The organism is Bacillus glycinifermentans (genome assembly GCF_001042475.2).
Classification (GTDB): domain Bacteria; phylum Bacillota; class Bacilli; order Bacillales; family Bacillaceae; genus Bacillus; species Bacillus glycinifermentans.
The window spans coordinates 1-20,405 of record NZ_LECW02000031.1; the positions used below are offsets into that span (position 1 = coordinate 1).

The window sequence follows — 20,405 nt, forward strand, 5'->3', positions numbered from 1 at the left end:
GCAATGGAGAAAGTGAAAAAGACTGTCGCGAGCGCCTGACCGTTTGTGTAATAAAGCTTGACTTCCGCCCTTACCTGGCCATGATGTTTCAATTCTTCATCAGATAGGACATATTCAGCTTTCCCATTTACCCTGTCGGTCGGCGTCAAGCTCCGTTTATAAAACGAATCATCCGCATACAGAAGGACTATTTTGGCATCCACCGCCGACAGAGGCAACGGGGCGCCGTCTTTTGTAAAAGAAAAAGACAGCTTTGCGCTGCCCGTGTCCTGTGTAAAAAATTGAATGTTAGTAGAAATGGGCGCTGATCTCCGCGCATTAATATCTAATGGAATTTCGCCCTCTTTATAGATCATCGGTGAACCTCCTTACATCTGTGGGTGCATGAAGACCAATGCGACTCCATACCCTTTTTCGGCGGAATATGGCCGCTTTATACGCATCACGTAAAAACCTGTTCCGTCCTCTGATTTTGTCCCTATTCCGTAAGCTGGGACGATGTAGTCTCCTACCTGGACAGTCTCATCAATCCTGACAAATACCTGACCAACCAAACCGACGACATGCCACTCGTCCCGCTCTTCCCGGGGGATGTATTCAAGATCAGGGTTATAGTTTGGGTTTTCCATAGGTACTATGATCTCTCGACCATTATCATTAATGGTTTCATAGATAATACCGCCAAATTCATTTCTAAGGTAACGGTCGTTCCAATAAAATGCTGCACCACCCATGATGACGCCGGCCGTCTCAGAAATAACACCAAGAATCTTGTCCCCTTTTTCAGCTTTCCGGATCTTGTCGCCATCCAAAGTTACCAAGAAGCCGGATTCAATCTTACGGCCGTCTTTGGATTCAAAGTATTCTGCAAGGTCTTTAAAATCAGACACGCTTTCCACACGTCCAACACCTCGGATATTCCCGCCTGTGGAATCAATTTTCCATTTGATATTATTTTTCGACGGTGATCCGGTGCCGTATCCGCCAACTACAGAATAGCTGTCATCGTTAGTAACTGCCTGGGCAGCCATCACCACTCTTGCAGGTCCGTCCCCTTTCGTCTTTGAGTTGTTCGCTGCTATAATGGCCTGCCGTGATCCTTCTGTAGAAGAGCCGCCTGAAACGCCTCCCATGAAATTCCGCGGGCCTTTTGCAACATTGCCCCCAGTAGCCCCTACAATAGCGCTGGATTCGTCGAGAACAACGCTTGAGGCAGCCGCAGCTTTAAAGCCGCCCGGGATATTTGTCGGCACAAATGGATATTCTTTCTTTGCAAACATGGCCGGCACCTTGTAGCCTTCGGCCATAATACCGAAAATAAGCGCTTGGTTGTTCGGTGATGTAATCCCGTATGTCCCGTTTGATCCGATAAGTGACCCGCTTAATAAAGAAACGTTATAGACACCACCCCCTAACCCGATAGCCTGGGGCGCAGATTCACGGATGTCGATGTTTGAAATCTTGACATGATCTGCCTTCTGATCCCCTCCGATGACATGAATATCCATCCCGGCTTTTTTGAAACCCCGAATTTTAATCCCATTTACAGTAATGTTCCGGCATCTATATTGGAACGCGACAACCGGATTATTTTTGTAATCATAAGTTGGATCGCCAATGGCCGTAAAACCGTTGATCTGAACATTTTTATAAGCTGAAACAACTAACGCACGCGGAGACAGCCCTGCATACATATCATTAAATACAGGCTCAATCGCGGTACAATCCGTCAGGGTGACATCGTAGGCCGTCGAACTTTCCGGATCGGTCGCCAGATGGTGCCCGATATGTCTTAAATCATAGCCGCGTACATCCCGGTAAGATACATGTCCAATCACATGAACATTTTGGGATGCCGGCCATTCAGCATGAGCCTTGACTTCTACACCTCGAATATTGCCGGACGTATAGTTATTTAAAAGCCAAACATGCTTTGATCCGTCGTCCACTTCAATACCGTTTGAATTTGACTGTCCTTTCGCGTGGGCCGTACCTCTCGGATCGAAAGAATGAGAATTTGAAATAAAAATGTATTCGCTATAGTGTGTGGTAATCCCGTCGTCCCCTGCCCCATAGGCAACACAATTATCCAGCCACACATACCGACATCCATCTTTTGTGTACTGTGTAGACGCCAAGTGATCATATGTGGGCGCTGTTATGTCGAAACCGTGCAAACCCGGGTTAATAGCTTCAACATCCTTTACCCAGCCAAACTTCACATTTGCAAAGGTTAAACAGCTTGAATGTTGGCCACCCGTAGCCCCGACACCGCCCTGCCTGTCCGGGTTCCAATCAAGCGACATCCCCTGCACGAAAATATTTCTATTCCCCTTTTCATAATCGGCGTTTGTGATTACCCACTCACTGGCCGGTGTATCCTCATGTAGCTGCAGGATCGTCACACCTTTGCCCTGACCCACAAGATAGGTCCAGGATGGGAGCTTAACCCCTCGAATCACATAGATACCAGCGCTTAATTTAACCCTTACACGGCCGTTCCCCACCGCTTTTCTAAAAGCCTCAGAGCTGTCGGTTTTTCCATCCGGAACGGCGCCAAAATCATCAACATTTACTTCTCTTTTTATTTTCTGTTCTAGTTTATTAAACTCTAAATCCAGCCGGTCTTTCAACGTTTGTGCGATTTCCCCGGAAGTCGTCACCCTGGCATCCACGACCTCCTTTACATCCGTCCCGTCGTGATTCACGACCAGATTAGTAAAGCGGGCATATAGATTTTTCAACCGGTTCGCAACAGAAAAACCGCCGTGCTCGATTTGTTCCGATGTGTGGGCGGTTTGGGCTTTTTTATGAGATTGAAGTAGGCTCTCCTGCTCATTCAAGCCATTTTCTATGCTTTGCATATCCGATTTTAATTGAGCCTGGTGTCGGGAATTTTTTGTGTGATCATAGTCTTTTATCAGACGCACCATTTTACTCACTCCTTTTTGACAAAATAAAAACGCCTACCCAAGCGTTTTAAACAGCTGGTCTATATATCGTTTTTGATCTTTTAACTGCTTGGCCTGGTTTACCGCAACATCCTGAATGTCTTTTCTGAAATTCGCGAAAGTCAGTTTCGGGCTGCTGTATGGGTTCAATGGGTTATACTGAATTGAAACAAGCCTCACGTCATCCTCGAATGTGATCCCTGCCGCCGTGTCGGCTAGAATGTGAATTGTGTCGCCTTTCCAAAAATCCTGTTCAATCTTTAATAGCTTCGGCTCGTAGATTTTTTGGAAATCAGCTTCCACAGTCATTTCAGGATAAGGGTTAACATGTTTTTTCAGAGCTGAAACCATGCTGCTGGCTTTTTTGATCGTTTCATCTTTTATTGGGTCAGCCCATCTCGGCAGCCCTTCAAGCAAAAACTTATCCTCTTCAGGATGGACATACAAAATTGGCTCAAATTCATACTGTGGATTCTTGCTGTCAGTACTGTTCTTTTTCGTGGCTCCGTATCCCCAGGCTCGAGTTGTGCTGTTTTGCGAATTTACCTTAATGGATATGCCCGGCATGTTATAGCGGGAATCCAATGTAAAATTGATTTTTCGCCCCATCTTTTTATAGACAAGGATTTTATAATTATCAACATCCAGCTCAGGCCCATAATCAGAAACGATTTTATCAATCAATTCCGTCGAATTTCCATCCCCAAAGTTTTCTTGCTCCATAGCCTGAAACTCGTTCACTGGTGCTTTCAACTCGTATTTGAAAGGCGTATCCTTCAAGGCAAGGTCAAACGCCTCTTTGATCGTCATTTTTTTTGATACCGTTTCATTCACGTAATTATTGATTAGAAGAACAGAGAAAATATGACTTGCCGTAACAGTTTTCTTCAGGACATTATTTTCCTGTCGTACATCAACGTTTGTGATGTAATACTTTTGATGGTTGAATTTTTTCTCATCCAGATAAAGAATATTGTCATTCACCAATAAATCAAATTCTATGGCGTTTTCTTGCGTTTTAGTGATGGTGAAGGTAAAACTCTTCTTCCCGGAAGTGTCGTCCGTCAGATCGGGAATAACACCGGTAATTTCCACAACATCTTTGCCATCCTTTGTCGACACATGAAGCTGCGGAAAATCCACATCAGACGGCAGATTTTTATTGAGTGGGATGTCTTTTCCATCATACTCCTTACTTGGAAAATCCGGCTCCGATATCGGTGTTTCAGGTTCGTCGGGATCATCTGGTACCCCATCTGCTGAATCATACTGTGTTAGATTATATGTTTCAATTAGACCGTTTAATTTCGTCGCATAATTGGGATCAGTCGCATAACCAGCTTTTACAAGCGCAGCAGTCGCCTTCTTGTAATCTTTTTCGCCGACCACAGCTTTATAGTGATTCGGGTCCCAGCTCGTTCCGTTCACATAAAGCTTGGCTAAATCTTGCAGAGAAGCATACCAGGATGGATACTTTCTGAACTTGGCTTGTACCCGGGTTGCATTCCCTTTGCGATCGTATTCAGTCGTCCACATGAGAACATATTGCCCGTTATAAGTCCCCTTAATTCCGAATAGATTTTTTCCTTTCTGAGCGAGCCCACTTGTCCCCCATGCGCTCTCTAAACAGGCCTGAGCAATAATGAGAGACGCGAGAATATCATACTTCTTATATATCTTCTGCGCGTCTGGCGCAATCTCTTTTATAAAATCTGATCTTGCCATTTCAATTGCTCCTTATGCGTAGTAGAATCGTGTATCAAAAGTGATTTCAAAATCATCAGTATTTTGTATTTCAAAATCATTCATCCCCACATCAAGCCCCGGCAGTCTGCCTGAAGTTTTAACGGCTTTGTTATTAATCACCGTATACTGCTTAATAAAAGTGACGGGTTGTGATTTTTTCAATTCATGTTCAATTTTCAGCTTTTCGCCGCTTGTATGGTTGATGATCGTCACGTTTTTTCCTTTAGCTCGTAAGGTCACATTATAGTCATGCTGCATCGGATTAATATAGGCATCCCCAGTGTTATAAACCTGAAATCTCTTTCGGTTTTTGAAGGTATATTCCAGGTCATCGCGCATCTGAATATTCATACCTGGACTCCAATACTCCCCTTGAAAATTCTGTTTCGTCAAAGACGTTGATTTTGATTCGGCCAGCCCTGAAATATTATTAAAATCAACTGTGAAAGAAGTCTGGTTCTTCTGTTTTTCTTTCGGTATGCTGAAACTACCGTCACAGGTTACGAGAAAACGGAGATTCGGCAATAAATCAGTTGAAATATAGTAGGGGTAGGGCTTGACCAGAAGCGCATAAAGCTCGCGCCTGTACTGATAGAAATTTTCTGCAATGATCGAATTTAATAGGATTTCTACTTTAATAGAGCGCTCCTTAAAAACAACATCCCTGGGATGCTGTGGCAAAACAAGGCCACTGATCCTTGGGATTTTGACTGTCTCCCGCTCTATCCCCGGTGAATCAGGAGTAAAGCTTTGCACCTTAAAATGTGGGAGCAAACTTGATAAACTCTGTTCTCCCAGGCCGTTATTAAAATCTAAATAAAGATTAATCAAGTTCGCCTCACCCCACTTTGATAAGCGCTTTGATCATATCGGTCTAAGCTCTTTCTATCCAAAATCCTTCCGTCACCTTGTTCAAAAACGATTTCCGCCACTTGCTTTCCGTCAATATTGACCGGCGCCGGCGAAATTCTAATCGGGCTCGTTGCGGCTGGGGCTGGCTGACCTCCAAGCGATAACCCATTTGATAAAAGCGTAATGAGTGCATCAAGCTTCTGATTCAGGGAAGGAGTATCAACTTCATTCCGTACCACTAATTCGGATCGCATCGACAAAAGTTCGTCAGCTGCACCTTTAATGTTAAACGCCATTTTGCTGATTTCTTGTTTTAGCGATAGATTTGCCCCCTGACCTAATGCCTGCGCGCTACGCTTGGCACGGTCTATAGTTTTGTTTATCCCGATCGCGAAACCGTCTGTAAAGTTGTTACCTTCTGCAATGGTCTTTTTCGCGGGAGATTTTGAAGCAATCGACTTTTTCAATGCAGATAATGCCGACTTACCAAGGTTCCACGCTGCACTAAAGAGCGAGCTGCTTCCAATTCCGCCCTGAATCCCTTTGATAAATCCAGAAACAAAATCCGAGCCTACACCGTCCGTCTTAACGCTTTTAAGGCCAGATTTTGCTTTGTTCGAAACTTTCGAACCTGCATTATAAGAAGGGGTTTGCTGACTTAACAAACCTTTGGTCAAGTCCATACCAGCTTTCTTCCCGCCCCCGCCGTCAGTAGTCTGGCCGAGACGTGTTGAAACAGTTTTTGAAACACCGGCCGCGGTTGCGCTATTTTTCGCCTTTGTGGAACTTAAACCGGCATTGTGCTGATCGCCTTTCTCTTTACCTGCTGCACGGGCTTGGCCACTGTTTTTAGATAGCTCACTGTTGACCGATTGGCGGAGTACGCTGCTGGATTGTTTATTGATCCCGAGCGTATTTCTTAAACCGAGCGCAAAGGCATTCCCTTTTTCTATACCAAACAGCTTCGGCTGGTTCTTCCCTTGGCTTAACCCTTGATTAGCACCTTTTTCAATCAGGCTGCCGGTGGTTTTGGCCGTCCCCAATGTACTGCTTAACCCAAGATTGAAGGCCGTGCCTTTTTCTCGTCCGGCTTGTTCGGCTTTTTCGTTGCCGCCATTCATTTTTTCTAAGACATTTTGAATAGCTTCATCAGCTTTGGCTTGAGCTTCCTGTTCTGTATTTCCAAGGCCAACATAGAAATCTTCCAGCGCTTGCCGAGTGGTCTCTATAGCTTTTTCTTTGCTTGTTCCGAGTTTGTTTAAGTATTCAATTTGTTTTTGGGCCCAGCGCTCTTGATATGCAGCTTCTGATTCTTCCTGCTTAATCACCATTCCCATAGAGTTAGAGAAAAACTGTTCCTGTTTTTCAAGAGCCTTTCCAGTTTCCAGGTCGAGCAGCTTACCGTTCCTGGACATTTTCGCAAAAAGAGCGCGAGAATTTTCTTCGTAAGATGCTGTATTTTTGGCAAGTATCTTTTGATAGTCAGCTGAACTTTTTTGCAAGAGGGCTTCTTTTTGTTGGGCGTCTATATAGCCTTGAGCATAGAGCTGATTCAAAATTTTATTTCGATAGTCATAATCCTCTTTTGCTGCTTTTTTGCCCTCGTCATATACCTTTTTAATGTCGCTGTTATATTTCTTTGCTTGTTGGAAAGAAAGCTTTCCTTGCTGTTCTGTTACCGCTTTTTGCATCGCAAGAGCTTCTTTTTGATTAGCTGCAAACTTACTGGTTGACTGTTCGAAATACGTGATAATTTCATTGAACCTTCTCTTTTGAGAGTCGTTCATTTTGGAAGAGACAAGCCCGGTTTCTTTCTGAAGTTTTTCCAATTCCTTGACCTTTTCCCTGGCCTCCTGAATATCGTGGTCAATATTACCGACCATCTTGTCAACGATCTTCTCCCCGGCCTTCTGAGTATTCTTATCTGTGTCATCCAGCAAGCCGTTAATAACAACTAAAGCATCTTTTTTGAGCATCTGAAGCTGTTGGACAAGCTCATCCCGCATTTTAGAATACGTTTCAACTAATTTCGCGGCCATCTTGTCAGCTTGCTCTCCAGAAACCCGGGTCAGCTCAAAAAGTTGGAGCTCCGCTTTTTCTCTTAAATCCACATAAGAGCTTGCAGCTTTTTGTGTCGCTTGCGAAACACCCTCACCAAACAGCAAGGCTTTCTCCTTGGCCTCTTCCTGCTTCTTCTTCATGTTTTCGGTCTGTTCTGAAACGGCATACATGGCAACTCCTAATGCGCCAAGTAAAGCTGTTCCCCCAACAATAGCCAAGCCAATAGGACCAGAAAAGGCCAACAAGGCACCGATCCCCGCCGTAAGAGTAGCGACAGCCGCGGTCACGCCTAAAACGCCGGCAGCAAGCACAGCCGTTTTTCCGATCGTTGCCTGGGTTCCTTTATCCAGATTATTAAACATGGTAAGAAGGGCGGAACCTTTGTCCGCAAGGTCACCAATTGAAGGAAGCAGCCCCTCAGTGACAGCAATTTTCGCACCTTCTAATGCAGACTCAAATTCGACAAGACTTCCATAGGCATTATCGAGCATCGTGTCGGCCATTTTCTTCGCCGCGCCATCGGATTCTTTTAGCTTTTTCGTATTTTCTCCCAGGGCTTTTGATCCTTTTTGAAGGAGAACGGCCCAATGTTTGTATGCCTCAGCTCCGACAATCGTTTTCAGAGTTGCCGCCTGCTGCTCTTTGGTCATGCCCTTCATGCCTTTTTCCATTTCTGCGATGACTTCAGGCATGCTTTTCATGTTGCCGGCAGCATCAAAAAATTCGAAACCGAGCCTATCAATTTCTTTTTGGGCCTTCCGTGCGGGTGTTGCCAGTCGGATAAGGGATGTACCAAAAGCCTGACCCGCAATAGAACCCTGCAAGCCGGCATCACCAAACGCCATGATCGCGGCTGCTGATTCTTCCATACCCCAACCGAGTGAATTAGCGTTCGGGGCCAGATACTTCATTGCCTCCCCCATTTGTTCAACGTTGGTGTTGGCATTTGCTGCCGCATAAGCGATGACATCTGCTGCATGCGCTGAGTCTTCAGCCTTTAATGCAAAAGCTGACATAATGTTTGAGGTAATGTCCGCAGCTGTTCCAAGCTCAAGCGCACCGGCCGCGGCAAGATTCAACATACCAGGCATAGCCCCGTAAATTTCATTTGTTTTAAATCCTGCCATAGCAAGAAAGCCTTGCGCATCCGCGGCCTGGCTGGCCGTGAAGACGGTAGTCGCACCGAGTTCCTTTGCCTGTGCTGTTAATTTTGCGAGGTCTCCCGCCGTACCTCCAGAAATGGCTTGTACTTTACTCATTTGCTTCTCAAAGTCTATTCCGACTTGAACCGCATCTTTTAAAGGAAGAACCAAACCACCAAAGGCGATACCCGAGGTCATAGCCACAGAAGAACCAACATTCCTCATTGTGCTGCCGACTGTATTCATTCTTTGACCCATTCTGTGGATGACAGAAGAAGCACGTCGGGCTTCGTCCTCCAGCCTTTTGATCCTCTGCGTGGTTTCCGTCAAAGCATTTTGCGTCTTATTCATTTCAGCCGTAGCATAATTGAGCCGTCGGGCTAACGTCTGCGTTTCCTGTGCATCTTTGCCCTTTTTGATAGCTGAATCAGCGTATGCTCTTTCAAGGGCCTTTACTTTCCGCTTATGAATATCCAGCTGTTGGCTGAGTGTTTTCGCCTTTTCTTGAGACGTTTTTAATTCATTCCCCCACACGCCTACAGCTGTTCGATTCTTCTCAAATTCGGATTTGACGTTTTTCATTTGGAGAGCGACAGCGCGCATCTCAGTTCTGAACTGGGTTGAATTTGAATACAGTTTGACTCTTATTTCCTTTGCCAATTGGTCACCCCCTTACCCAAGCACCTGGTCAATGTAAAGACGCTTTTCTTCTTTCTCTGCTGCTGATTTTCCGCCGGTTTCTTTTCGACGGGCCAGGCGGCGCAGATGGTACAGAATGTCCATTTCATCAATCTGGTTTTGTGTGTAACCAATCTCTTCTAACGCGTTGTACATGTCGATCACCGCGTCAGCCAAACTTACTCCCCCAGCTCTTCACCATCTTTTTTCTGATCAGGGCTTAAAAGCTGGCTGGCCTCTGCAATATTTCCCAAAACGTAATTTGCGGTTCCGTAGATCGTTCGAGTAATCATCCTTGAATCAATTCCATTCTCAAATTCATCAAGTGTGAATTTATCCCCGAACGCAGCACAGATAAATTCAATTTGTTTCTCGGTGAAAAGACGATCAGGATCATTTGACTCAAAATCCTCTGTGATCTCGGCCGCAAGCCGAAATAGCTTTCCAGGGATAAATTTTGGAGTTGCAAACTTTTTGTTTTTACCGTCGATTTTTAGTGTGATTGAAATAGGCTCCATCTTGATTCCTCCTTGTTTTTTGACAATAAAAAAGAGCGCCTATAAGCGCTCCAAGTTCTTTATTTACCTAAGTCGGTTGCTTTACTGCCCGAGTCGGATGCAAAAGCTGAACCGTCATAAACAACTTGATTAAACCAGCCCTCGCCATTAAACGTGTCGCTGTCCTCTGCTTGAGCTTTCCAGCGTCTTTTTCCTTTTGGATTTTGTAACGGCATAAATCCAACCTTAAACTTTGCACTTTCCGGATCTGCCTTGTCTTCTGTCGTTTTCGATTCAATTGCCATTAATTCAGGTAATCCCTTAAGAAACCAATAATACCGATACCCACCGGTTGACTTCTTCGCTCTGAAGCCAAAAGCCAAATGAATTGCCTTATCTTCAGCGCTTGCAAAAGAAACGCCATTCTCTTCAGTGTGGCCGTAAATTTTATTTTGCAATTTTAAAGGTAGGTCCGCCATTTCAGCTTCTAAATCAATGTCGCCCATGCTATTAAAAATGTCATAAACACCATTATCAGCCCAGAATTTTGTTTGTTCTGATTTTGGGTCTACCTTAATGCTTACTGCACCCGGAATCTTTATAGGTGTACCGAATTTCAAACTCTCTTCATCGTCTTGGACGACTTCCGCGCAGTGAAACATATCCAACCCATAAATTGTTTGTCCCATTATTTTTCCTCCTTAAAAAAAAGCTTTCTTATATCGCATAGCTTTGTGAAAAACCTTGTCCGCCTCTTCGTATAAATCTTGAGAATCATAGCGACCGTATCCAATCGATTTTAAAAGCCGATCAATTTCTTTGGCGATTTTAGTTTCTTTGCTGACAGTATTTGAATTAGTAAAAATGCTGATCTGAAAGCGAACCTCAGAGGATTGCGGCTGATTATCGGCATATGAACCATCAGCATTTTTCAACTCTGTATATACAACTCTCGGAAATGCGTTAACGTCTGAAGCGACTCTATTATGAAAGCCGCCTGTCACCAGTTCCTGTAATGATCGGTCGTTGACCAGGGCAGCGCTCAATTCTGCTTTTGCGTCAAAACTCATTTGATTGGCGCTGTTAGAATGCGGGCCATTACTTCCACAGCTGACGCCTCCCCTTCATCCCTACCTTTTTCGATAAAAGGATACGGCGGCATTTTTGATGTCCCATATTCTAAGAAGGCAGCCCGAAAGGCAACTTTTTTATTAGGTCCGATTGAAACGAATTTTTCTGCGCCTTTGGATTCCATGGCCTTTGAAACCGTAATGTTATCGGCTATATGGGGCTGATTTTTATCGCTTCGATTGACATTTTGTCGCTGGTGCTCCGCAATAATTTCACCGCCGGCTTGCAAGGCCACATCTTCCGCCTTTTCCACATCTTCACCGATTCTTTCAAAATATCGATCTAGATCGGCCAGCCCTTCAAAGTTCATTTCAGCCATTGAGCCCCACCTCCTGACACATAATTTCAAGCCACTTTTTTGTGTCTTCGGGATCGTTAAAGTCAAGGATGTCAAAAGCTCGGAAAATAGGTTCGCCCTTTTCATTTGTGCCGATCTGTTCAACAATTCTCATATCGCGTTGAATATTTTGCCGGAACCGAATGGTGATCTTTTTAGGCGATTTAACGCCCCATGCCCCCGCAACCATAGACTCATTGTTTCCGAGAGAGTTAAAACCCTCCACAGCGCCCCAGACGGTGAATAAATCAATATAAGTTTCGTTCCAGTTCAACTCTTCATCCTGAATCTCGGTCTTCTTTTGAAATGTCAGGCGGTGCCGCAGATCGCTGGTCCTCTTTCTCTTCATCTTCCTGCACCTCATCATCCGTATAACGCAGCTGCGTCATTAGATTTTCAACAGTAAAAGGGATGGACGAGCCGTTTGTCCCTGACTCATACATTCCTCTGTTTTCATACCAATGCTGGACAAGCATTTTGGCCACAATTTCAAACTGTGGGTTCCCATCAACAAACCGCCCAATAGCATTGACAATATAGCTTTTCGCTGCCGCAATAAATTGCGATAACATTTCATCATCTTCAGAATGGTCCAGACGGAGATAGTTTTTCATATCCACCAAATTCATGATGGTTCACCCGCCTTATTCTTGTGGCTCATTGTTCGCGGAATCGTCAGAGCCTGCCACTTTTTCTCTCAACTCATCAATTTGAGATTGAAGACTATCAAACATGGCCTTTACTTCGCTGTTTAAGTTATCCGGCATGACGCTGCCAGTACCAATGTTTTTACTTCTGACAACATTTTCACCAAGCATTTCGTGGGTGATGCTCCCGTCTTCAATGACAGCAGGATCACCTTTCTCACCTTTGGGTCCTGGCTCTCCCTGTGGGCCTCGTGGGCCGGTATCTCCTTTGTCCCCTTTTGGCCCTTGTGGTCCCTGGGGCCCTGGTTCACCCGGCATCCCTTTAATGTACAAAGGGTTGTCTTCACTGTTATTTTTCAAATAAACAGCTGTTACAGGCTTTCCTGTGCCATCATCCTCTGCGGAAGTGTAAACACCATTGCTCTGGTTTAAAAATTGATCTGCCATTTTTCATCATCCTTTTCTGTTATTTTTATTTTCCAACATCAACGGATTTTTCTTCTGTTGGGGTTTCCACTTGAGCATTTTCACCAACAACTAGATCAGTCACAATCACAGCAGCTTCTGGATCAACAACTTTTCCGTCAAAACGCTCAATTCCGCGGAAATAAGTCTGATCAGTCAAGAAAGCATCCCCGCCGACATCTGTTGATTTAATTTCGAACTTTTGACGATCAAACATAAAATATCCACGTTTGAAATCTCCAAAGAGAATGTGCGTTTTTTGTGTCTTATCGTCAGTAATAATTTCGTCATAGACTTCAACAGGACGGCCGAACAGAAGGAAGTTGTCTTCATCTCTAGGGTCTTGGGCTAAAATTCCTCTGCCGTTTTTGTCTTCAATGTTTGCCAGAGTTTCAAAGGCTTCAGTATTCATAACCCACTTTGCATTTTTACGATATCCGCGTTTAATTTGGTTCTTAACCTTACGCAGAAATTTAATTGTGATTACAGAAGGCGCTTTAAGAGTTTTATATTTGCCACTTGTGATAATGCCCTCGACATTTGTCTCCCCGCCTTTTCCATAAAAGATTTCTTCATTTTCTGTGACAACCGCAGACTCAGAGAGCCAGTCCACAATTTCTTTGACAAAATTCACGAATGAATCGTTTAAAAGTTCGTTTGGAGCTGGCATAAATCCAGCAAATTTCTTGACGTTGTACCAGATTTGATCGAACTCCATATTTTTAAGTTCCTGAATCTGTTCTTTTTCAGCCGTGTTATATAGTTTCCCAGCCACGCCTTTTCGGACTGTGTAACTACCAGATGGAGCCGTTTTGGGAACAACGCGAACCAAATTTCGAACAGAGTTCAGTTCCTGGATAGATTTTAAAATTTCTGTTGAAATGTCATCCGGTACAGTATAACCACCGTCTTTATCACTCCCTGAAGATAATGCGCGATTCTCCTTTAAGACTCGCTGCATCATGCTTCGCTCTTCTTCTCCAAGATCATGGCTACGACCAGTCAATACTTTAAACCAAGCTTCGCGATATTCTTTTGTGGCTGTTAAAATATCACGTTCCTCAAGTTTACTATTGGTGTTAAAACTTCGGCTCTCTTCATCATCCAAATCAAGTGTAACTTTTTTATTACTTTGTAAATCCGGAACTGCAAGAGAACGCCCTTCCGCCATTAATTCAATTTGATTTCTCAAGGTCTTTGCCTCGTCAAGCAGCGTACGTGCCTCTTCTGTATTTCCCTCTTGCAGCTTTTGATCTGCCGCATTTTTCTTTTCCGTAAATTGTTGTCTCAATTCAATTTCTTTTTTGCTCATTTGCATTGGCATAAACAGTTTCCTCCTTGTTTTTAGACACAAAAAAAGACCTCTATTCCGGGAGAATAAGGTCTAAAAGTTCTAATTCCATTTTTAAATTGTCATACGGCAGTTTCCGGGACTCTTTCAACTGCTCTACCTTCTCCAAACTCCGCGAACCAACGACTGCCTCCGTGTCGTTATATGCCGGGGTGGTGACAAGCGAAATATCATATATACGATGGATTTTATTAATCCGCCTTTCATAAATATCTTCCTCATCATTAAACCGCCATTCATCAGCATCCGTCTCATTGTGATTTAAGGAAAAGGCAAAAGAACACTGATTTATGACGCCGCTTCTTATATTCGCCATCAAATCACGCGCGTATGACGTTTCTGACGGCTTAAAACGGAATTTGAGACCTATGTTGTCCGCTTCTAATTCGAGCCGCCCTGCGTCCCCTGAGACGGTATTTCGGGCCAATGGGTAATCTTGCCGATGATTAAATAATGCAATAACATTTGAAAGATCAGCCGAATCCAAAGCGTTCCGGCTAATAATTTCCTTAAACCATCCCCCAAGCCGTTCAGACCACTTTTCAAATTTCAGTGCATATCCTTCCACAAATTCGCTTTCGCCTTCACCCTCTGAACGAACTTCAATAGGTGTGGTTAACTGCCGAATCTCTTTATCCTTCATCCTTTTTGTCACCTCCCTTCAGGGCGCCGCCGGCTTTAAGGCGCTGATATTCTTCCATAAAGTCCAGGAAAACATAGTTTAAGCTGGACATGAACTTGTCCCCGTATTCAATCGGGTTGCGTTCTATTAATGACCTAATCTCATTTCTATTTAAGGCCCCAATTTCTTGAAGTATTTTCAGGTATTCTGCCTGGGTCTTGCTGTCTCCACGTAGCTCACTATCAATATTAAATTTCACATAGTGGCCTGCGGCTGTTTCATGATCTGTGAAGAGCTTAACATTTAGTTCTTGCTCAAAATTAACAATCCACGGTTGAAGAGTGTTTCTCACATATTCAATGGATTGGTGTTCAATATTCGAGAATGTGGCCTTATCCAGCTCATTCAGTTTGTGCAAAGGCACTTTGTAGATCATCGCTATTTGCGCTTTATTGAATTTCATTGATTCCACGAATTGAGCCTCTTGCAGTGGCATTGAGATGGATTGATATTCAAGCCCATTGTCTATAATCGCAATGTTTTCACCTTGGTTTACACGTTTCCATTCTTTACGAACATTTTCTTTGGGCTTCTCATCTAAAAATGCAGGAACCTTTAAAATTCCCCGAGGAGTTGCGTCATTTTTATACAGCTTCGCATTATATTTTGTCGCGGCTGCCTGGGCTCCGATGTGTTCGCGGACAACGCCGACCGGTGACTTACCCTGTATGCCGTCAGTAGAAAGCCCTTTGAAATGTAGCACCTGGTGATCATATAACTCGACCGCTTTGTCATTGAGAGCCGTTTGATACCAAAGCATTCCCGTTTTCGGATTGATATAAGCATTCGTAGCGTCAGGCCGCAATGGATATAATCCTTTTGGAAACCCACTGGAATCAAATTCAATGTATGAGTAGCCATTCCCCCAAGTCAAAACATGAGTCATCATGAGTTTTTTCCACGTAAACGCGGTCATATAGGGATTAGGGCGCGCATTGATCATATACGCCACAGGATGCTCTGGTCTTCGCTCAATCCCGTTGTCTAACTTTTGGTAGGTATGAACAGGCAGTTTTGCGATATCATCAGATAATACATTCACACAGGCAAAAACATCCGGCTGCACAAGCGAATTTCTTTCATTCACTTTTTCGCCGCTTGCTGTCTGTCTGCCGCCAAACAAATTTATCAATTCATTGAAGCCACTGGCCTCAGAGGAATCTGATCGTTTTTCAAACACCCGATCAATTAGCAATTATTTCACCTCCCTTTCTTGGTCAGGAGATAGGCATAAAACATAAAAAATACACCCGTCAGAATCAGACCGATGTTCGTATTGAATCTATATGCAGCTGCAAGGATGAAGGCGGCCCCCACCACAAACAGCAGATCATTTAAAATTAAAAGCAGAAAGGCCAGGAATTTTTTCATTCTCTCACATCCTAAAAGCTGAAATTATCAGACATGAAATGTGCATTCAGGTCTACTTTTTGGTTTGTTTCGTGATACATCGCCCTGGCGTATGCATTAATGACAGCTGCAGCCGGGTCGATTCTTTGCGGAGATTTTGCTTTATCCAGCATGATATTCTCCTGAGGATCAATTTTCATGATCGCGTTATTGATTGCCCAATTTAAAACCGGGTCATCCCCGTGAACAACTTTGCCGTCATATACTTTTTGACGAAAGTCTTTTGTCGGCAAAGATAGATGATTGATTCTTTGCGGAATCTCCACCATGGTATGGCCTTTAGATTCAAGCCGTTGAGCCAAATGCAAGGCATTCCATTTGTCATATGCGGTTTCCTGTGGCCGGAACCGATGCTTGTAAATAAACTCAATGATCCATTTTTCAACTATTTGGTAATCAACAGCGTCGCCAGGCGTATACGTAATGTAGCCCATCTCTTTCCACAGGTCATAAGGCACTTTATCCGTCGCCATTTTTTCTTTTGCGCGCCCTTCAGGCATGAAGGAATGTTGTCCGACATAATAGATTCCATCAAAAACACCAACCCAGCCGACTGATGTTAAGTCGGTAGTCATGGACAAATCCAGCCCAAGATATACGGCCATGTTTTCCAGATCAGGAATTTCACCGCTGCACACGCGCCATTTTGACATTTTCATATAGCCGTTATCCTTTTGATCAACCCATCGGTTCATATTCTTGGTAAGGAAGCTTCGCATTTTTTCTGGAACTTCGAGTGCAACCTTTAAGGCAGAGCGTAGTGACTCCATACCTTCCGGATACGTTGCAACAATAGGGTTGGCTTTGATCCAGTTTGATTCGTCTTTTATGTCGTCATCTGGATCAAGTTCGCAGATCATAACAAAATAGTCATCGTTTTCTGTGTCGGCATCAGGATCGAGAATCTTGCTTGTATATTGGTATTCCTTAAAACATGGCCGCTCCATGTTAAACCCGGCTGTCGTGATGATTGCCATTAACGGGCTGCGCCGGGCCACCATACCACTGTCAAGCACATCATAAATCTCGCTGGTTTCATGTGCATGGTATTCATCCACAATTCCCAATGACGGGTTTTTACCGTCACCGAGCTTCCGCGCCTCCCGGGAAAGAGGCTGAATTATTGAGTTCGTTTTATGCTTTTTTACCCGGCCGTTTGCGGAGGAATATTTTCCTTCGAGGATCGGAGCATGCTGCAGCTGTTCAAGAATCGCCTGGTACACTTCGTCTGACTGCTCCCGGGACCATCCAGCAATAAACACCCGATGTTTTTCGGTGGTCGGGAACACTTCATAAGACGCCATGAGCGCAAGAAATTGCGATTTCGCATTCTTACGTGCAAGCTGGATATAGACTTTCCGGAACCGTCGGGCCCCATTTTCCTTTTTATAAAAGCCGTAGATATTGGCTGCAATAAAAAGCTGAAAGTCAGTAAGCTCAATTGGTTCGCCTGCCAGTATCCCTTCAACATGTCTAAACTGCTTCGCCCATTCGTAAAAATCCAGCACTGCTTCAGCGTCATAGTAAAAGGGGCAATCCGGGTCCGCTAACGCCTCCACATCTTTTAAAAACCGCTGCACAGCCCATTTATGCTTTTGACAAACCTTTATCTCACCGGAAAGTATTTTTTCGCAATAGGCCCATACACGCTCAATCAGAATTTCAGCGGTGACCTCTTGCATTACATCCGGCCCCCAAACCGCTCTTCCTCTTTTGATTTCGGCTTGTCGTCATCCTTTTTAGGAATCACGAGCTTGCAGCGCGAGGAAATGGTTAAGCCCAAATCACTGGAAGCCTGCCGGCATTGTTTGAATAGTTTATCTTGATTGATTAGCAAGTCCGAATACGCTTCATTGACTACCGATTTTTCTTTTTCCCCCACGATATTTCCCTGTTTGTCCACATCTCTGACGACTATCGTTTTCATTGGCCCCTGCTCAAGCAGCTGGTCCGTCACCTGAAGGTAAAGCTTCCGCGAATATAAAAAACGGGCGAGCGCATCAACATCTAAATTCGTCATAATTCCGATGTTTTTCAGCTCGTCCGCTATTTTTTTGAACTCCCTTTTTAAGTCTTTCGGTAAATAAGAAGGCGCCTTTACTTTGTCGCTTGGCGCCTTGATCTCCTGCTTTCTTCGTTCTTCAATCTCCTGTTTTGTCAGGTTTTTCTTACCTTTTACAAGCAATAAATCAACCGGTTGCCTTGGTCTTGCCATTCCCTCACCTCCTTCCGAAATTTCATTTAGGGAATTTTTCAAAATGTGGAGGGGAGCGCGGTCTCCGGCGAATCCTTTCCAGAGATTTAAGGGCGGGGGGTCTCCATTTCCTCCCGCAGCTGCAGCATGGCAGTCTCTAATTCTTTTCGAGCTTGCGTGTATTTTTGTTTGTATACGTCAATTCCCTTTTGCGCTTGTGCATTGAGACGCAGCACGGTCAGTTTCTTTACCTTCTGTTGCATGCGCCTGATCTTCTCGTTCGTGTAGTAGGACGTGTATTCAGTCTGACACCGCGGACACTTGATGTAATGCTGCCGCACCCCGTTGTCATGCTTCCTAACCTTCGAACATCCTTTGATATGAAGCTTGGTTCCACAGTGATCACATACGCAGGTTTGATGTTTTGTTGCCAAAGCCGCCATCCTCCTTCGCGGTCTTCCTGCTGTGGCAGGGCGCACACAGCGGCTGCCAGTTGGAAGAATCCCAAAATAGTTTTTTATCTCCTTTATGCGGAACGATATGGTCAACGACTGTCGCGGGAACCCGTCTGCCTTCCTTCATGCAGAAAAGACAGAAAGGATGCTTTGACAGGTACCCCTGTCTTGCCTTCCGCCATTTGCTGTCATATCCCCGGCGGGAAGCAGACTCACGGTATTGATCATAGGCCGACTTTGTTCGCTTGTGCTGTTCGCAGTAGCCTTCCCGGGTGAGAGTAGGGCAGCCTGGCTCATTGCAGGGTTTTAAAGGTTTATTCATCGCCTCGCACCTGCCATGAATCGCGTTAAGGTTAGCGCTGGACCCAGACGTATTAATCTAGGTTTACAGAACGGACGGCCAGCCAGTTGTATAAGTCCAAGCTCATAGTCGCGTTCTCTTCGTTGCTCTCGTAGGTATCTATAACGCTGCTTACGTTCCCTATTCATACGCTCTCTCACCGACCGCCAGTTCCTTCGTCTCAACTGCTAGTGCCTTATCAGGATCGTTACCATGCTTGATACGAATATAGGTAGAACCAACCTTATCGGCTCCCCCTGTGCGCCACTCAAAATCTATCGCAATACGCTTGGTGATCCTTTCGCCTTTATAGAAAACGTGCGGGATCGAATCAATATCCTCAAGCTCAATTTGCAGCAAAGGAGTTGCTTTTTTCGATGGTGCTTCTGTACTGTATCCACCAAATACCGAATATCTGTTATCATCATTAATAACTGCCTGGTCATCCACACGAACAAATCCAGTTAGCAAAATACCAAGCTTATAGAGACGTTTAATCGCATCCCTCGGCACCCCTTCATCAAAAACGACGTTATATAGCCCGTCGACTTCTGATCCATCCACATATCCGATAATATTCACATCGGGATATTTACGATGAAAAATCTTTACAATCGCCTTATTTACAAGGACTGGATAACCATTTTCTCTCGCAAATTCCATAAGCGCAGTTGTTTTACCAAGCCGCCTTTGTCCCTGTCTTACAAAAATAAACTCATTCTTTTCAGCAGCCTTTTCCAACAACTCTAAGATACTGGCATGCGCTAAATTCAATTCAAACATGCTTCTACCTCCTTTAAGAGCTCCAATCTTTCCTTCCGATTTGTTGTTTCCGCCCAATTATTAAACTCCTGAATTCCTATGTTCACCCGTTTTAAATGGAGTTCCTTTTGTTTCTCATTCAATTCAATTTTTCTCCGGCTGACTTCAATATCATAATTGATTTGTTTTAAAAGTAGCTCTTGTTCAGTACGCCAGGCTTTAAATTGTTTGACGTACAATTCATCCTCTGACAAGGTCAGTCCCCCTTTTGTTCGGTGAACAACTCACGTATTTTCTTTTCAGCTTTTGAAAAGCTCATTTCCTGTTCACCCGGAAAATAAAAGCTGCCTTCAACTTCAGCGGATTTAAAACGAACGGTGGCTTTTATCAAAAACCCATAGGTTTCAAATCCCATTATGCTCCCATCACTAAATAGGGTTTCTCCTTTTCTCTCAATACTTTCTATAACGACTTCCATCCGTAAGCCCTCCCTCAAATAAAAAAACGCCCTCCTATTTGGGAAAGCGCTTGGTTTTATATAACCATCTTTTTTAATAATTCATTGTATTCTTCCAGCCATTCAATAGGTATACGCCTATTATCTTGTATATAGCTCATGATAGCACCACTTAATTCCTCTGCTCTTTGCTCATCGTGAATGAATCTCGGTTTCACCCCAATAGATGGCTTTTCATCTATCATCG

General features: G+C 44.2%; 24 protein-coding genes. All 24 read right to left on the reverse strand.

What is annotated here, in order from left to right; all coding sequences use genetic code 11:
* Nucleotides 1-356 (reverse strand): BppU family phage baseplate upper protein (locus AB447_RS17115; protein WP_172796362.1); only part of this gene is annotated, 356 nt, incomplete at its 3' end.
* Nucleotides 357-368: 12 nt separating this feature from the next.
* A complete protein-coding gene (locus tag AB447_RS17120) occupies nucleotides 369-2,933 on the reverse strand; it encodes a peptidase G2 autoproteolytic cleavage domain-containing protein (protein ID WP_057957667.1) in 2,565 nt (854 codons plus the stop codon).
* Between the two features lie 33 nt (nucleotides 2,934-2,966).
* Nucleotides 2,967-4,676 carry a phage tail spike protein gene (locus AB447_RS17125; protein WP_048355551.1) on the reverse strand — a complete coding sequence of 570 codons (1,710 nt, stop codon included), beginning with the start codon at nucleotides 4,674-4,676 and terminating at the stop codon, nucleotides 2,967-2,969.
* Between the two features lie 12 nt (nucleotides 4,677-4,688).
* Complete coding sequence (locus AB447_RS17130; RefSeq protein WP_057957670.1) at nucleotides 4,689-5,525, reverse strand: phage tail family protein; 837 nt, start codon at nucleotides 5,523-5,525, stop codon at nucleotides 4,689-4,691.
* Entirely contained in the window at nucleotides 5,525-9,412 is a 3,888-nt protein-coding gene (locus AB447_RS17135) for a phage tail tape measure protein (protein WP_057957668.1), read from the reverse strand. The genes AB447_RS17130 and AB447_RS17135 overlap by 1 nt, the downstream gene beginning before the upstream one ends.
* Nucleotides 9,413-9,424: 12 nt before the next feature.
* Nucleotides 9,425-9,607 carry a hypothetical protein gene (locus AB447_RS17140; RefSeq protein WP_048355552.1) on the reverse strand — a complete coding sequence of 61 codons (183 nt, stop codon included), beginning with the start codon at nucleotides 9,605-9,607 and terminating at the stop codon, nucleotides 9,425-9,427.
* 2 nt (nucleotides 9,608-9,609) lie between these two features.
* Nucleotides 9,610-9,948: a phage tail assembly chaperone G gene (gene gpG / locus AB447_RS17145; protein WP_048355553.1), complete on the reverse strand. Its 339-nt coding sequence runs from the start codon at nucleotides 9,946-9,948 to the stop codon at nucleotides 9,610-9,612.
* Between the two features lie 59 nt (nucleotides 9,949-10,007).
* A complete protein-coding gene (locus tag AB447_RS17150) occupies nucleotides 10,008-10,616 on the reverse strand; it encodes a major tail protein (protein WP_048355554.1) in 609 nt (202 codons plus the stop codon).
* A 12-nt stretch (nucleotides 10,617-10,628) separates the two neighbouring features.
* The gene (gene gp17, locus AB447_RS17155) at nucleotides 10,629-10,997 is read right to left on the reverse strand and encodes a tail completion protein gp17 (RefSeq protein WP_048355555.1); all 369 of its coding nucleotides are present in this window, start codon (nucleotides 10,995-10,997) and stop codon (nucleotides 10,629-10,631) included.
* Nucleotides 10,994-11,377: an HK97-gp10 family putative phage morphogenesis protein gene (locus AB447_RS17160; RefSeq protein ID WP_048407268.1), complete on the reverse strand. Its 384-nt coding sequence runs from the start codon at nucleotides 11,375-11,377 to the stop codon at nucleotides 10,994-10,996. The genes gp17 and AB447_RS17160 overlap by 4 nt, the downstream gene beginning before the upstream one ends.
* Nucleotides 11,370-11,669, reverse strand: coding sequence for a head-tail adaptor protein (locus AB447_RS17165; RefSeq protein WP_231592837.1), 300 nt, complete (start codon nucleotides 11,667-11,669; stop codon nucleotides 11,370-11,372). The genes AB447_RS17160 and AB447_RS17165 overlap by 8 nt, the downstream gene beginning before the upstream one ends.
* Nucleotides 11,670-11,673: 4 nt before the next feature.
* Entirely contained in the window at nucleotides 11,674-12,024 is a 351-nt protein-coding gene (locus AB447_RS17170; protein ID WP_048355558.1) for a head-tail connector protein, read from the reverse strand.
* Between the two features lie 15 nt (nucleotides 12,025-12,039).
* Nucleotides 12,040-12,489 (reverse strand): collagen-like triple helix repeat-containing protein, encoded by a 450-nt coding sequence (locus tag AB447_RS17175; protein WP_048355559.1) that lies wholly within the window; start codon nucleotides 12,487-12,489, stop codon nucleotides 12,040-12,042.
* A gap of 25 nt (nucleotides 12,490-12,514) precedes the next feature.
* Nucleotides 12,515-13,831, reverse strand: a complete 1,317-nt coding sequence (locus AB447_RS17180; protein ID WP_048355560.1) for a phage major capsid protein — start codon at nucleotides 13,829-13,831, stop codon at nucleotides 12,515-12,517.
* Nucleotides 13,832-13,871: 40 nt separating this feature from the next.
* Complete coding sequence (locus tag AB447_RS17185) at nucleotides 13,872-14,501, reverse strand: HK97 family phage prohead protease (protein WP_048355561.1); 630 nt, start codon at nucleotides 14,499-14,501, stop codon at nucleotides 13,872-13,874.
* Nucleotides 14,491-15,735 (reverse strand): phage portal protein, encoded by a 1,245-nt coding sequence (locus AB447_RS17190; protein WP_048355562.1) that lies wholly within the window; start codon nucleotides 15,733-15,735, stop codon nucleotides 14,491-14,493. Before AB447_RS17190 ends, AB447_RS17185 begins: the two co-directional genes overlap by 11 nt.
* Before the next feature lie 5 nt (nucleotides 15,736-15,740).
* Nucleotides 15,741-15,911 carry a hypothetical protein gene (locus tag AB447_RS26350; RefSeq protein WP_009330391.1) on the reverse strand — a complete coding sequence of 57 codons (171 nt, stop codon included), beginning with the start codon at nucleotides 15,909-15,911 and terminating at the stop codon, nucleotides 15,741-15,743.
* Between the two features lie 11 nt (nucleotides 15,912-15,922).
* Nucleotides 15,923-17,632, reverse strand: a complete 1,710-nt coding sequence (locus AB447_RS17195; protein ID WP_057957669.1) for a terminase large subunit — start codon at nucleotides 17,630-17,632, stop codon at nucleotides 15,923-15,925.
* Nucleotides 17,632-18,165: a phage terminase small subunit P27 family gene (locus tag AB447_RS17200; protein WP_009330380.1), complete on the reverse strand. Its 534-nt coding sequence runs from the start codon at nucleotides 18,163-18,165 to the stop codon at nucleotides 17,632-17,634. Before AB447_RS17200 ends, AB447_RS17195 begins: the two co-directional genes overlap by 1 nt.
* An 86-nt stretch (nucleotides 18,166-18,251) precedes the next feature.
* A complete protein-coding gene (locus AB447_RS26955) occupies nucleotides 18,252-18,407 on the reverse strand; it encodes a hypothetical protein (RefSeq protein WP_225315929.1) in 156 nt (51 codons plus the stop codon).
* 139 nt (nucleotides 18,408-18,546) lie between these two features.
* Nucleotides 18,547-18,921, reverse strand: a complete 375-nt coding sequence (locus tag AB447_RS17210) for an HNH endonuclease signature motif containing protein (RefSeq protein ID WP_048350375.1) — start codon at nucleotides 18,919-18,921, stop codon at nucleotides 18,547-18,549.
* Nucleotides 18,922-19,080: 159 nt separating this feature from the next.
* Nucleotides 19,081-19,722: an ATP-binding protein gene (locus tag AB447_RS17215; RefSeq protein WP_026080869.1), complete on the reverse strand. Its 642-nt coding sequence runs from the start codon at nucleotides 19,720-19,722 to the stop codon at nucleotides 19,081-19,083.
* Nucleotides 19,710-19,955, reverse strand: coding sequence for a hypothetical protein (locus AB447_RS17220; RefSeq protein ID WP_009330078.1), 246 nt, complete (start codon nucleotides 19,953-19,955; stop codon nucleotides 19,710-19,712). The genes AB447_RS17215 and AB447_RS17220 overlap by 13 nt, the downstream gene beginning before the upstream one ends.
* Nucleotides 19,956-19,957: 2 nt before the next feature.
* Complete coding sequence (locus AB447_RS17225; protein WP_048407332.1) at nucleotides 19,958-20,179, reverse strand: hypothetical protein; 222 nt, start codon at nucleotides 20,177-20,179, stop codon at nucleotides 19,958-19,960.
* Nucleotides 20,180-20,405 lie beyond the last annotated feature (226 nt).